The 13,725-nt window shown below is 61.0% G+C and carries 12 protein-coding genes; 10 read left to right on the forward strand and 2 right to left on the reverse strand.

What is annotated here, in order from left to right; translation table 11 throughout:
* The first annotated feature begins 4 nt into the window (after positions 1 to 4).
* The 9 genes from NR164_RS02450 to NR164_RS02490 all read left to right on the forward strand — a co-directional run bounded on the left by NR164_RS02450 (position 5) and on the right by NR164_RS02490 (position 9,986).
* Positions 5 to 448, forward strand: coding sequence for a type II toxin-antitoxin system RatA family toxin (locus NR164_RS02450; RefSeq protein WP_046383430.1), 444 nt, complete (start codon positions 5 to 7; stop codon positions 446 to 448).
* 3 nt (positions 449 to 451) lie between these two features.
* Positions 452 to 1,594, forward strand: a complete 1,143-nt coding sequence (locus tag NR164_RS02455) for an acyl-CoA dehydrogenase family protein (RefSeq protein WP_256822235.1) — start codon at positions 452 to 454, stop codon at positions 1,592 to 1,594.
* A complete protein-coding gene (locus NR164_RS02460) occupies positions 1,591 to 2,418 on the forward strand; it encodes an SDR family oxidoreductase (protein ID WP_017849074.1) in 828 nt (275 codons plus the stop codon). Before NR164_RS02455 ends, NR164_RS02460 begins: the two co-directional genes overlap by 4 nt.
* Before the next feature lie 10 nt (positions 2,419 to 2,428).
* On the forward strand, positions 2,429 to 3,385 hold the full coding sequence (locus NR164_RS02465) for a fatty acid desaturase (protein ID WP_256822236.1): 957 nt from the start codon (positions 2,429 to 2,431) through the stop codon (positions 3,383 to 3,385).
* 59 nt (positions 3,386 to 3,444) lie between these two features.
* Positions 3,445 to 4,245: a DUF3050 domain-containing protein gene (locus NR164_RS02470; protein ID WP_017849072.1), complete on the forward strand. Its 801-nt coding sequence runs from the start codon at positions 3,445 to 3,447 to the stop codon at positions 4,243 to 4,245.
* Between the two features lie 16 nt (positions 4,246 to 4,261).
* A complete protein-coding gene (locus NR164_RS02475) occupies positions 4,262 to 5,329 on the forward strand; it encodes an HlyD family secretion protein (RefSeq protein ID WP_017849071.1) in 1,068 nt (355 codons plus the stop codon).
* On the forward strand, positions 5,326 to 6,843 hold the full coding sequence (locus tag NR164_RS02480; RefSeq protein ID WP_046489551.1) for a DHA2 family efflux MFS transporter permease subunit: 1,518 nt from the start codon (positions 5,326 to 5,328) through the stop codon (positions 6,841 to 6,843). Before NR164_RS02475 ends, NR164_RS02480 begins: the two co-directional genes overlap by 4 nt.
* A gap of 23 nt (positions 6,844 to 6,866) precedes the next feature.
* Entirely contained in the window at positions 6,867 to 8,210 is a 1,344-nt protein-coding gene (locus tag NR164_RS02485) for a TolC family outer membrane protein (RefSeq protein ID WP_079443793.1), read from the forward strand.
* A gap of 150 nt (positions 8,211 to 8,360) precedes the next feature.
* Positions 8,361 to 9,986: a methyl-accepting chemotaxis protein gene (locus tag NR164_RS02490; protein ID WP_079443792.1), complete on the forward strand. Its 1,626-nt coding sequence runs from the start codon at positions 8,361 to 8,363 to the stop codon at positions 9,984 to 9,986.
* Between the two features lie 14 nt (positions 9,987 to 10,000).
* Here NR164_RS02490 and NR164_RS02495 read toward each other — a convergent pair whose 3' ends face one another.
* Positions 10,001 to 11,125 (reverse strand): LysR family transcriptional regulator, encoded by a 1,125-nt coding sequence (locus NR164_RS02495; RefSeq protein ID WP_231589922.1) that lies wholly within the window; start codon positions 11,123 to 11,125, stop codon positions 10,001 to 10,003.
* Here NR164_RS02495 and NR164_RS02500 point away from each other — a divergent pair.
* Positions 11,018 to 12,274 (forward strand): FAD-dependent monooxygenase, encoded by a 1,257-nt coding sequence (locus NR164_RS02500; RefSeq protein WP_236255119.1) that lies wholly within the window; start codon positions 11,018 to 11,020, stop codon positions 12,272 to 12,274. The two genes, NR164_RS02495 and NR164_RS02500, sit on opposite strands and share 108 nt — an antisense overlap.
* 911 nt (positions 12,275 to 13,185) lie before the next feature.
* On the opposite strand, the gene NR164_RS02505 is transcribed toward NR164_RS02500, so the two are convergent.
* On the reverse strand, positions 13,186 to 13,722 hold the full coding sequence (locus tag NR164_RS02505; protein WP_232925446.1) for an AAA family ATPase: 537 nt from the start codon (positions 13,720 to 13,722) through the stop codon (positions 13,186 to 13,188).
* Positions 13,723 to 13,725: the final 3 nt, after the last annotated feature.

Raw genomic sequence — 13,725 nt, forward strand, 5'->3', positions numbered from 1 at the left:
CCCCATGCAAGAAGTCAACGTACTGGCCCATATCCCCAGTGCCTGCGCTGATGAAGTCTTTGCCGTGATCAGCGACTTCAGCAACTACGTCGAGCTGTGCGAGTCGGTGCGCAATATCACGATCAATAAGGTCAGCGACCAGGTGTCGTTCACCTCCTGGGAAGTCAATTTCCACAGCGGCATTCTCAAGTGGCAGGAGCGTGACACGTTCAATACCCAGACCCGGGAAATCCACTTCGAGCAAATGAGCGGCGATGTCGATCACTTCTCCGGCACCTGGCAAGTGTTGCCGGACGGCAAAGACGCGGTCATCACCTTCGCCTCGCGCTTTGACCTGGGCCTGCCGATGCTCGCCGACATGCTCGACCCCGTGGCCCACAAAGCCATCCGCGACAACATTCACTCGATCATCACCGGTCTGTTCCCGGCGAGTTACTTGAAGGCCTGAACCATGTCCCTTTCACTGTTGAATCGCTCGCATGCCTTGCTGCACAGCTACGCCCCAGGTTTTGACGAACGCCTGGCGAGCATCGCATTCGCCGAACGCGAAGCGCCGCCTAGCGAAGTCATCGCCCTGTTCAAGCAACAAGGGCCGGTCGGCCTGTTGGTCAACCGTGCCGCGGGCGGGTTGGGCGCGGGCATCCTTGATGCCGTGCATGTGCAGATCGCCCTGGGCGCGCGTTCACCCTCGCTGGCGGTGGCCAGCACCATGCATCAGTTTTCCGTGGCGAGCCTGTTGGCCCTCACCCAGAACGGCGGCGGCGCCGAAGGTTTGTTGTTGGCGGCGGTCGCACAAAAGCGCTTGCTGCTGTCCTCGGGGTTTGCCGAAGGCAACTCGGGTGCCGGCATTCTCGATTCGAACATGCAGGCGCTGCAAACCCCTGAAGGTGTATTGCTCAGCGGCAGCAAAAAGCCCTGCTGCCTCGGGCAGTCGATGGACTTGCTCACCGCCAGCTACACCCGCCAGACCGCCGAGGGCGAAGAGCTGATGGTCGCACTGATTCCGGCGAATGCACCGGGCATCACGCGGTCGCCGTTCTGGCAGAACAGCGCACTGGCCGCCGCCGAAAGCATCGAGGTGCGCCTCAACGAAGTCTTCGTGCCCGAACGCATGTTGTTTTCCGCCGGCTACAAACACCTGTTGGGCGACGTGCAAACCGTCGGTTTCATCTGGTTCGAGCTGTTGATTTGCGCGTCCTACGTGGGGGCCTGCGCCGGTTTGGTCGAGTCTGTGATCGAAGCCGGGCGCTGGACGCCCCATCACCGCGTGGAGCTGGCGGCTCAGCTGCAACTGGCGATCAGTGCCCTGGAAGGCGCGGCGCTGGATATCGAACGCAACCCGCAGGACCTGCCGAACGTGCTGGCCCGCCTGCTGCTGGTGCGCTACGGCATCGAACAACTGCTCACCGAACTTTCGGACCAGGCCCACGCCATGCTCGGTGGGATGGCGTTTATCACCAGCAACCAGAGTTCGAACTGGTTGATGGCCTGCCGTGGCCTGCAGTTTCACCCGCCGGCGAAGATCTCGATGGCGAGCAACCTCGACACCTACTTGTCCCACTCAACCTTCAGCATCGCCGGAGCGCACCCATGAACCTGCTCGGAAAAATCGTCGTGATCACCGGAACCGCGCGCGGCCTCGGTTACGCGGCGGCCTGCACATTGAAAAAACAGGGCGCCACCGTGATCGGCCTGGACATTCTTGCGCCACAAGAGCCCGGGTTGCTGGATGGGTTTTATCAAGTCGACCTGTGTGACCGAACGGCGCTGGCGCAGGTGATTGGCGCCATCAGCACCGACTTCGGCGACATCGATATCCTGGTGAATAACGCCGGCACCCTGACCCTGGAACGCGGTGAAACCGGCGTCACCGACGCAGTCACCCGCGCGGTGGATGTGAACCTGTTCGCGCCATGGCAATTGGTGGCCGGGTTCCTGCCGGGGTTGCTGCGCAAGCGCGGCAAAGTGGTCAACGTGTCGTCGCTGTTTGCCCTGGTGAACGCGCCTTATGTGGCCGCATACGCTGCCAGCAAACGCGCGCTGAGTGCTTATTCGGACGTGCTGCGCATGCAATATCGCGGGCAGCTCGACGTGGTCACCGTGTACCCGGGCTTTATCGACACCGCCATTCACTTGCCCGCCCAGCGCGTGGGTTTGTCGGTCAAGCGCCTGGTGACGTTCATGTGGGGTGACAGGACCCTGCTGTCTCTCGAAGAGAAACTCGATGCCGCCGCCGATGGCCTGGTTCGCGCCTGCCAAAAAGACGGCCTGCGCAACCGCGGGCTGACCTTTATGGGCACGCTGGCCATGTACACCGCGCGTATCGCACCAAGTGTGGTCGACGCCTTTATCGCCCTGCGCCTGCGCACGCTGACCCGCGGCGGGCACCTCGCGCTCAAACCTGAACTGATCGAGTAACGCGTTGCCAATGGCCAGACAACTCCACAGCAAGCCTCAGGTCCGCCTCGATCGCGCCTTGTTCAAGGCCCGGTCGGGTGAGTCCCTGTTGATCATCGGTTACGCCTTGTGCCTCTTCCTGCTGCCCCTCGCGCTGTTTGTGTGGGTGGCGAACACGGCCGCCACCCTGTGGGTGTTGCTGTGCTCGCCCCTTTGGGTGCTGGCCGGGTACGGGTGGTTTCTGCAAGCGATCCTCGGGCATGAAGGTTTCCACTTCAACCTGAGCAGCACGCCTATGCACAGTTGCTACCTGGGCATTTTCACCAGTTCGTTGCTGCCTGGATTCTGCGTGACCGGTTACTTCGTCGACCATTGGCAACACCATCGCTACAGCAACAGCGAACAGGACCCGGACTATCGGCACTTCTCGCGTTATCGGAGCCTGTTTAGCCGCCTTGCGCTGTCACGGTTGATGGCCACCTCGAACTATCTGCAGGCGACGTTGCGCCTGGCTTTCGGCCCGCCGGTCAGCCCATCGCCCTTGCCTTCGCCTTTGAGCGCAGCCCAGGTGCGACGACTGGCGCGCTGCAATATCGCGTGCCAGGTCGGCTGGTTGAGCGTCTACGCGGTCGCCCTGTGGCAGATCGACGGGCTGCTGCTTGGGTTTGCCTTGAGCCTGGCGGTTGCGTTCCTGCTCTCGGCAGTCAATGCCTATCAGGAACATGCCTTCAGCGAGGGCCATGACCAGCCCCCTGCCCGCTCGCGTACCTCGCGCCTGAGCACCTGGCTGCACGCCGGCGCGAACTTTCACCTGGAGCATCACTTTTATCCAGCGGTGCCGTGCTGGCGCCTGCCCCGCGTCCACCGCCAACTGCTGGACGCGGGGTGGTACGCAGACCGGCAATACCTGCTGGAAACACGCTTCATACCGTCCTTCAAGTACGCCTCCGGTCGCCATCCTTACCGTGGCGACACGCTGAACGACTGAACGGTCCCCTTACTTTCCCCATGGATTTTGGCCTGAACCGTCAGGCCGCAGGAGCTGCTATGCCTTTTGATATCGACCGCCACATTGAAACCGAGCGCGCCCAGTTATTCGGCCACCCGCTTTTCGCCAATATCCGCACCGTTGAAGATGTACGCACACTGATGGAATTTCATGTGTTTGCCGTATGGGACTTCATGACCCTGCTCAAGCGCATCCAGCGCGACCTCACCTGTGTGGAGTTGCCGTGGGTACCGCCAACGCATATCACGGCTGCGCGCTTGATCAATGAAATCGTGGTCGGCGAAGAAACCGACGAACACCCCGATGGCGGCTTTATCAGCCACCTGGACCTGTACCTGACCGCCATGGATGAAATCGGCGCCGACAGCTCGGTATTCCGCCGTTTCCTCGCCGCCATCCAGGCCAAGGAACCGCTGGCCAAGGCCCTCAGCGACCGCGATATCCCATTGGCGGCCAAAGTGTTCATGTGCCAGACGCTCGATGTGGCGCAACACGGCACCACCGAAGCGGTGTTGGCGTACTTCTTCTTTGGCCGTGAAGACATCATCCCCGACATGTTCGGACGCCTGCTGTCGCAATGGTCGGTCAGCGAAACCGAGGTGCCGATGCTCACCTATTACTTGAAGCGCCACATCGAAATGGATGGCGACGATCACGGCCCGGCCGCTAAACGCATTATCGCTGAAATCGTCACCACCCCTGTGCAACACCAGCACATGGTCGAAAGCGCCAAGACCGCGATCAAATCGCGCATCGATTTGTGGGATGGCGTGCATCACTTCCTGCAGCACAAAGCGCAACACGCCACGGACCGCCCTGAGTGCCTAAGCCTCGCATGACCACAGGGAGCAGGACATGACCAAAGGTAAATTGATAAAACTGACACTGTGCGGCGTTGTGGTCGGTGGGTTACTGCTGCTCGGCTGGCAGCGTTGGCAGTATTCCAACGCTTACGTGAGTACCGATAACGCCGAGCTCGATGGCGTGATCATTCCGGTGCGCGCCAAGCTCTCGGGCGTGGTGATGAGCGTGCCGGTGACAGACAACGTCACGGTGCAAAGCGGTGATCTGCTGTTTCAGATCCGCGACAGCGAATATCAATACCAGGTCGAGCAGCGTGAGGCGCAATGGCAGGCGTTGCTTGCCGCCGCAGGGCGCGGCGGCGGTCCGGGTGCGTTGGACAGCCAGGTCCTCGGCGCGGTCGCAATGCGCCAGGCGGCGCAAGCGGCGCTGGCACAATCCAGCGCCAATCTGGAGCAGGCGCGCAACGATTACGGGCGCGCCCGCCGCCTGGGCGCCCAAGGTGTGTTGAGCACCCAGGATCTCGAGGTGGCCAAGGCGCGTTTCGACGCCCTGAGCCACGCCCAGGAAGTGGCACGCGGCAATGCCCAGGCTGCCGCGCAAAGCACCTTGGCCAACAAAGCCGAACTGAAAGTGCAGGACTACCGGATCGCGGCGGCGCAAGCCGAACTGGAACAGGCCCGGATCAAGCTGCACGACACTCGTCAGACCGCGCCGGTGCGCAGCATCGTCTCGAAAAAAGAAGTCGAGCCGGGCCAATTCGTGGTCGCCGGGCAGAAGCTGTTGAGCCTGATTGCCACCGACCCGCTGTGGATTACCGCCAACTTCAAGGAAACCCAGGTCGGGCGCGTGCGGGTCGGCCAGTTGGCCAAGGTCACTGTGGATGCGTTTCCCGGGCAGGCTTTCGACGGGGTGGTCGAGAGCCTCGCACCGGCTACCGGCGCAAAGTTTTCACTGCTGCCCCAAGAGAACGCTACCGGCAACTTCACCAAGGTGGTGCAGCGCGTGCAGGTCAGGATTGCCCTCAAAGACGTGCCGGATGACTACAAAGCCTTGTTGAGCCCCGGCATGAGCGCCTTCGTCGAAGTCGCCACGCAACAGCACGGCAGCCACACGTTATGAAGTCGCCGTATCTGATTGCGCTGACCGTGACGCTGGTGTCGATGATGGAGCTGCTCGACGTGACCATCGTCAACGTGGCGATTCCCAGCCTGATGGGCACCTACGGGGCGTCGGTCGATGAAATCTCCTGGGTGTCCACCGGCTACGTGGTGGCCAACGTAGTGATCCTGCCGGTCAGCGGCTGGCTGTCGGCCTGGTTCGGGCGGCGCACTTATTACCTGGTCTCCACGGCAGTGTTCGTGCTGGCATCCGTGGGCTGCGCCTTTTCCGCCGAACTCTGGCAACTGGTGGCGTTCCGCGTACTGCAAGGCTTGGCGGGCGGCGGGTTGCTGGGGATTTCCCAGGCAATCATTTACGACGTATTCCCCAAGGAGAAGGTCAGCAGCGGCATGGCGTTGTACGGCGTTGGCGTGATGATGGGGCCGACGTTGGGCCCCACCGTCGGCGGCTATCTGATCGACACCTTGTCCTGGCACTGGATATTCCTGATCAATCTGCCCATCGGTGCCGTGGCCCTGCTGCTGTGCTGGCTGTGCATCGGCGATTCCGCCAATGAAAGCAAACCCAGCAGCGTCGACTACAGCGGCTTCTGCCTGCTGGCCCTGGGCGTCGGCAGCCTGCAGATCCTGCTGGAGCGCGGCGAGCATTGGGACTGGATGGAATCGAACTGGACGGTTGCCTGCCTGTTGCTCAGCAGCTTCAGCCTGGTGGGGTTCTTCTGGTGGGAACGGCGCGCGACCAACCCGATCGTCAATGTGGCGTTGTTTCAGAACCGCGAGTTTTTGATGGGCTGCATCTGCGCGTTTTGCGTGGGCTTCGGGCTGTACAGCACGTTATTCATGGTGCCGCTGTTTTTGCAGACGTTGCTGGCACAGAGCGCGTACCAGAGCGGGCTGGTGATTTTTCCCGGAGCGGTGGCCAGTGCCATCAGCACCTTGGTGATCGGCAAGCTGTCCCAGGAAAACAAGATCGACGAGCGCGTGTTCGTGACCTTGGGCATCGTCATGTACTGCTACGCGATGTTCCTGCACACCCAGTTCACCCTCGACAGCAACCCGGACACGCTCTATTGGCCCCTGGTGATTCGCGGCCTGGGCCTGGGCATGATCTTCGTACCGCTGACCAACCTGGCCATGCGCCGTCTGCCGCTGACGTTGATCTCGGGCGCCTCGGGCGTGCTCAACCTGATGCGCCAGTTGGGCGGCAGCGTCGGCATCGCCATTGCCGCGACCCTGCTCACGCGGTTCTCGTGGGAGCGCTATCGCCTGCTGTCCGAGCATGTGACCGAGTCCAGCCTGGTTGCCAGCGGCTGGGGCGGCGTGGAATCCAACCCGCTGTTTCTGTCCCTGAACCTTGCAAGCCATCAACAAGCCTTGGCCCTGATGCCTTACCTGCAAGCGCGTGAACAAGCGCAAATGCTGGCCTTCAGCATGCTGTTCGGCACATTGGGCGCGGTCATGGCCATCGGCATTCCCATGGTGCTGATGATGCGCAGAAGCACCCTCAGCCGATAACTTCTCCAGTGGAGCACATCCCCTTGCGTATTCCAGGGCTGCATCTCGACCCGATCACACTGCTCACTTTCCTGTGCGGCCTCAGCCTCGCCTGCTGCCCGGCCAATGCGGCGGCGGAAGACTTGTACCAGCTGTACCAGAAGGCGCTGACCCACGACATGAAGTTCGCCGCCGCACAGGCGCAACAATTGGCCACCGCAGAAAAAGAACCGCAAAGCCGTGCCAACCTGTTACCGGACCTGTCGGTCACCGGCGGCGCGGCGTGGGTCGATGCCGAGGATTCGTCCGACTACCATCGCAACCGCAATAACACCAACGCCTATGCCGTGGTTCTCACCCAACCGCTGTTGCGCTGGCAGAGTGTGGTTGCCCACGACCAAAGCAAACTGATGATCAGCGCCAGCGAGGTGCAGACCGAACAGGCGCGCCAGGACCTGATGCTGCGTGTCGCCCGCGCCTACTTCGACGTACTGCTTAACCAGGAACTGTTGAACACCCGCACGCAACAGTTGCAAACCCTGCAGGAGAGCCAGGACCGCACCCGGCGTTTGTTGGCCGACGGTGCCAGCACCCACAACGCGCTCGAACAGGTTCAGGCCAAATACGACCAGGCCTTCGCCGAGCAAATCGCCGCACGCGGCGCGCTGGATATCGCCACCGAAGCCCTCACCCAATTGACCGCCGCCCAGGCGCGCCCATGGTCGGGCAAGGAGCCACAATTCAGCGCTCCGGTGCCCGCCGCGATCGGCGCCTGGGCCACCACCGCGCAACAAGGCAACCTCGCCGTGCAGCGGGCGCAGATTGCCCAGCGCCTGGCCGAAATGGACATCGACAAGGAACAAGCCGGCCACTTGCCGACCCTTGACCTGATCGCCGCCCATGGCCGTTTTGCCTCGGTCGGCGGCGATGTGTACGACGTCACCCTGCCGGAGAATCGTTATAACCAGACGGTGGTCGGGGTCAAACTGAGCGTGCCACTGTATGGCGGCGGCCGTACCAGCAGCCGCGTGCGCGAAGCCCATGCGTTGCAGAGCAAAGCCCTGGATGAACTCGAAGATGCGCGCCGCAGCGCCGGGCTGATGGCCCGCCAGGCCTACCTGCAAGTGACCAGCGGCATGAGCCAATACCAGGCGCTCAAGCAGGCGCTGAAATCCAGCCAGGTCAACCTCACGTCGGTGACCCACGGCTTCGAGGCCGGTGCGCGCATCAACACGGAGGTGCTGGACGCACAGCAGAAAGTCACGGACACCCAGCAACGTTTGGCCCAGCAACGCTACGCGATTCTGCTCGCGCAGCTCAATCTGCTGGCGTCGACGGGGAACCTGAACGACGTGCGTCTACGTGAGGTCAGTCGCCTGCTCGATTGAACCCGGTGCGCGCCCCATTCAGCCCATGTACCTGAGCCATTGAATTCAGGGTTCGATAATCGAACGGGTTCCCACTTCTGCCGTTCAAGTTCACTGCGTGAATGCGGATAGCACGATCACTATTACTTAAGTGGTCTGCGGAGTATGCCCATGTTTGCCCATCTGAAAATTCGCACCGGGATGATCGGGGTGCTGCTGCTGTTCGTTATTGCACTGTTGTTCTCGACCCTGAACGGCTGGCGGTCGGCGGTACGCAGTCACGAGCACATTGACGAGTTGGGGCGTACCTCGCGACAAATCGACGGGATCAACAACGCATTGCTGCTGGCAATCCGTACCAGCGCCAACGTGTCCTCGGCGTTCATCGAGACCGTCGGCGGGCGTTTCGACGATGCGGAAGCCCGGCTGGTGCGCAGTGAGGCGATCTGGAGTGACGCCATCGCCAAGGTCAATGCCTCGACCACAGACTTGCGTGACCCGCAGTTGAAGGCCCTCGCCGAAGATCTCAAGCGTGCGTTCGCCGTATACGGCACGGCCATCGTCGGACAACGCGCCGCCACTCGCGCGCGCTCCGCCGAAGAGTATTTTCAAGTCAACATCGATGCCGGCAACAGCATGACCAAGCTTCAGGAGATTCGCGTGAAGCTGGTCGGCGCGTTGGATGCCCGTGCCCAGGAGATCAACACGGAGGCGGCTGCGCGGCTGCAGACTTCGCAAACCCTGGCCATTGCCTTGATCCTGCTGACCCTGGCACTCGCTGTCGTCTGCTGGGTATTCATCTCGGGCACCGTCCTGCGCCCATTGCGCGCGGCCGGCGAGCACTTCAAGCGCATTGCCGGGGGCGATCTGACCCGCGAAGTCGTCTCGCCTGGCCGCAACGAAATTGGCGAGTTGTTCCTTGAACTGCAACGCATGCAGGCCAGCCAGCGTGAAACACTGATCCAGATCGCTGACTCAGCCACGCAGTTGGCCTCAGCCGCTGAAGAACTCAACGCCGTCACCGAAGAAAGCAACCGTGGCCTCCAGCAGCAGGACATGCAGCTGGAACAGGCCGCGACCGCGGTGAACCAGATGACCAGTGCGGTCGAAGAAGTGGCGCGCAACGCGGTGTCGACTTCGCAAGCGGCCACCGCCTCCAATACGCTATCGGAAAAGAGCCGTCAGCAGGTACGCGAAAACATCAGCGGTACGCAATCGATGACCGCCGAAATTCAGGGCAGCGCCGAGCGTATCCAGCACCTCGCCAATGAAGTGCGCAACATCGGCAAGGTGCTCGACGTGATCCGGGCAGTCTCGGAGCAGACCAACCTGCTGGCCCTCAACGCGGCGATCGAAGCGGCCCGGGCCGGTGAAGCCGGTCGGGGGTTTGCTGTCGTGGCCGACGAGGTCCGCACCCTCGCCTACCGCACCCAGGAATCGACCCGCGAGATCGAACAGATGATTGCCAGCGTGCAGAGCACTGCCGAACACGCGGTGGATTCGATGCGCAGCAGCACGGCACGGGCGCAAGGCACGCTGGAAATCACGCAGGCGTCGGGGGTGGTGCTGGAGGATATCTTCGCGGCCATCGGCCAGATCAACGAGCGCAACCTGGTGATTGCCAGCGCCGCCGAAGAACAGGCCCAGGTTGCCCGTGAGGTCGACAGCAACCTGTTGGCGATCCGCGACCTGTCGGCGCAATCTGCGGCGGGCGCCTTGCAGACCAACGCCGCGAGCCATGCGCTGTCACGCTTGGCTGCGGAGCTGAGCGGGCTGGTGGGACGCTTTCGGACTTGATCCTTGGCGGCCCCTTATCTTGAGCCGCTCCCAACTCGTTCCAACCGCAGCTGTATAAATTCCAGCAACGCCCGAACCCGCGCAGTCACGGAATGCCGGTGGCTGTACGCGCCAAGCAATTGCAGCGGCGCAGGGCGCAGGTCCAGCGACACTTCCCGCAATCGGCCCGCGGCAAGATCTTCCTGGCATGGATAGGCTGCCACTATCGCGAAACCGATGCCTTGCCGCGCGCCCGCCAACGCAAGTTCTCCACTGTTGACACGATAGCGACTACGCACAGATACCTTCACGATTTCGCCTGTGCCGTCGAGAAACAGCCAGGGCTGGCCCTTCAATGCGCTCAGTGTAGTAATGCACGGCAAGGACTCTAGTTCGCGCACTTGGCGCGGAGTTCCCGTTTTGGCTAACAGAGCGGGTGCCGCGACCACAATGCTGGGTAGCGTAGCGAGTTCGCGGGTGATGATGGTGCTGTCATCCTGGCGCCCACGATGGAAGACGATAGAGAGGTCCACGTCTTCCCGGAGCGCTTCTAAACCGGTCAGGCGCGTGTCGCACTCCAATTCGACGCCAGGATGGAGGCTACAGAATTCGGCCAGGATAGGGGCCAGTAGCCTTGGCGCTTCGCCTGGCATGCACATCCTTAAGGGCCCCCGCAGTTCACGCTGCACCGCGCCAAGTTCTTCCTCAGTGGAGAGCAAGGAATCGAGCAAAGGTTTTGCACGTTCGTAGAGAAGTCTGCCGGCTTCAGTCATGCGCAGGTGGCGAGTACTGCGCTCCAGCAAGCGGACGCCCAATCTGCGTTCCAGCGAGGCGACGTGGCGGCTGACGTTAGAGGATGGCAGGGACAGTAGGCGCGCCGCGCCGGAAAAGCTTTGTGCATCGACGACCGCCACGTATACACGGACGGTGTTCAGGTCGAGGGCATTGCGCATGATTATCCCGATTAAGGTATTAAAGTCGCCCATTTTTACATAATAGTTCTCCCCATTGACGGAATCTAAGATGCCGTCTCGTCCGATGGGTTGTCGCCGATGGCGTGTCGGGACGGATTGAATAGGAGATCCAGCGTGGAAATCGGAATACTTGGCGGCGGAATTGCGGGGTTGAGCGTGGCGCTTGCCTTGCGCAAGCGGGGACACAGTCCCCGGGTATATGAGCGCCGGACGGGGCCAGCGACCATGGGGGCTGGCGTGACGCTCTGGCCCAACGCTGGCTTTGTGCTGGAGGAACTGGACCTCCTCCAAGACATCGCGGCAGCGGGTGGCCGGCCAGTGGTAGTGCGCCGCCAGGACGCTGCGGGCAATTCGTTGGGGGGCATCGATATCGCGCTGCTGGACCAGACAATGGGATATCCGACTCATACCATTTTGCGGAGGGACTTGCAGGCAGTGCTGCTGAAGCATGCGGCACAGAGCGGAATCCCGGTGGAGTTCGGGCATCGGGCGGTGGGGATCGATCTGGAGGCTAATGGCAAAGCGGTAGCGCGCTTCGAGAACGGGGTGAGTATCCGTCCAGATCTGCTTATCGGCGCAGATGGCCGTATGGGGTCGGTGGCACGCGGGTTCGTTGCGGGGGACAACACACCGGTTTATCAGGGATTTGTGAACTGGATAGGTGTGGCGCAGGGGGAAAGTGCGTTGGTGAGCGATATAGCGATTCAGGATTATTGGGGGTCGGGCAATCGCTTCGGATGCGTGCCGGTCCGGCCGGAGTTGGTCTACTGGGCAGCGGCGCAGGCGCGGCCATTGTCAGGGGCGACGCCCGCAGCCGATATGCGCAAGGAGATCGAGGATCTGTTCGCGGGATGGCCGGAGCCTATCGCCCGTATCATCCAGGCGACGCCGGCGCACGCCATCCGGATGATTGCCGTGCACGACTTGGAGCCGCTGCACACGTGGAGCCGGGCTAATGTGCTGCTTGTGGGAGATGCGGCGCACGCGCCGTTGCCGACATCGGGCCAGGGCGCTTGTCAGGCGTTGGAAGACGCTTGGCACCTTGCTAGATGCCTGGAAGGAACGAACGGCCTTGATGAAGCCTTGCAGCGCTTCGCGGAGATCCGCGGGCCGAAGACCGCCAAGCTGGCCGAGCAGGGTCGAGTCTTCGCTCGCGGTCTGTTTGCCACTGATCCTGAAACCTGCCGCATTCGCAATGAACGCGCCAAGGCGTCCGATCCCTTGCGTGATGTGCAGGCCTTGGCGGCAGGATGGTCACAGGGTTTGCCGATGACAGGCTGCACGGACAGCACGCCGATGGATGGCGCTGACTTCGGCAGTCTGTACCGCCTCTGAAAGACGGTGGCAATCTGGACACCGCATGGCGTCTCCGGCCCCGAGATGCCTCACTGTAAACCGAGCCCCATGACTTTACCCACCGCGCTGGAGCGCCAGGTCTAGCAGCTCACACTGATGCTCTTCAGATGTCGGCTTCTGGCCGATTCTGTTGAAAATGTAGCTCCCCTATCTGGCCTGCGGCAAAGTATCTGCATTGACCAGCAGGGAAGGATTTGGAATAGGAACGGCGTGTTGGCTGCATGAAATATCCGCTTAAAAGGTTAGAACTGGTGCCCACTTAAATGTAAGTGCACACCATGTCCTGGCTCTTCGGGGCTGGGCAGATGACTTGGCCGGACGGATACACGTTAGCTGCAAATTTGATGCTGAATTAACATAGAGACCTCGCCCAATACATTGCCACGTCCATGCAGACTCTCGAAAACACCTTGTTTTTATATGCCAGACAGCACCTGCCAACACTTCCGAAGATCTACATGTGGACGCTTGATACCACCCTTGTTCACCATTCATTCAAATGGGTCATTGGCCACGCATGAAGGCTCAGGCGATCCAACAAAGCTGGATTCGAATTGCAACGACCAGTGTCTACTCAACCTACATCGAGTTACTCATGAGCGTCTCCCGAAAACTTGACGTCGAGATAGGTGATCTGGAAATGCTGCTCTTTGCGAAAGCAGAAGACCTTGCACAAACGTTCAACACGACCTCCCCCTCTGCTTGAACGAGAAAAAGCTCACAGAGCTTGATCTACACCCGTATGTTTTTTTGAAAGATGGCCGACGCAGAGAGCGAGTGAGATTGACCAGTTGCTTGCGCACCAGTGGGTACTCGCTTGAGTAATACACCGTGACTTTGGCGCTCAGCGCTCTTCAATCACGCAGCGGCTTTGTCGGAACCTGGACTTTTCACGACGACTGTCCGCAACGCACGTCCCGAATACTCGATAGAAATTGCCTGGTTTGACGGTTGGATCGCAGACAGACGACGCGACATGTTGAGGGCGCCGTTGCCGCAAGCTGCCTCATCTTGGCACGCGCCGATTTACGGGTAGTCCACATGAAGTTGAAAAGCGCTAGAAGGTTCTTTAGCTGCTCTGGGCAATCCTCTGGAAGGTCGGGGCGAGTGCTACCACGCTGGGTCAAAGTTCTAAGAAACACACGCCAAAACCGAAGTACCGGCGACCGATCAATCCATATTAAGAGGTCGGCTCTGGCAATACGGTTATCCCAGGTGGCCGAATGGCCACCTTCAAAAATCCACTGATCGCGAGCCTCGGCCTCGTGACAAAGGCGAGTCTTCTCATCAGCGTTTCGCTCAACCCATCCCGGTTGCCAATGGATCGTGTCGATATGGATGACCGGAAGACCTGTGTGCTTGCCCATCGCCCGAGCCAACGTACTTTTTCCTGACCCCGGTTGGCCAATAATCATGACACGCTGCATAGG

Source organism: Pseudomonas sp. Pse79 (assembly GCF_024519615.1).
Classification (GTDB): Bacteria; Pseudomonadota; Gammaproteobacteria; order Pseudomonadales; family Pseudomonadaceae; genus Aquipseudomonas; species Aquipseudomonas veronii.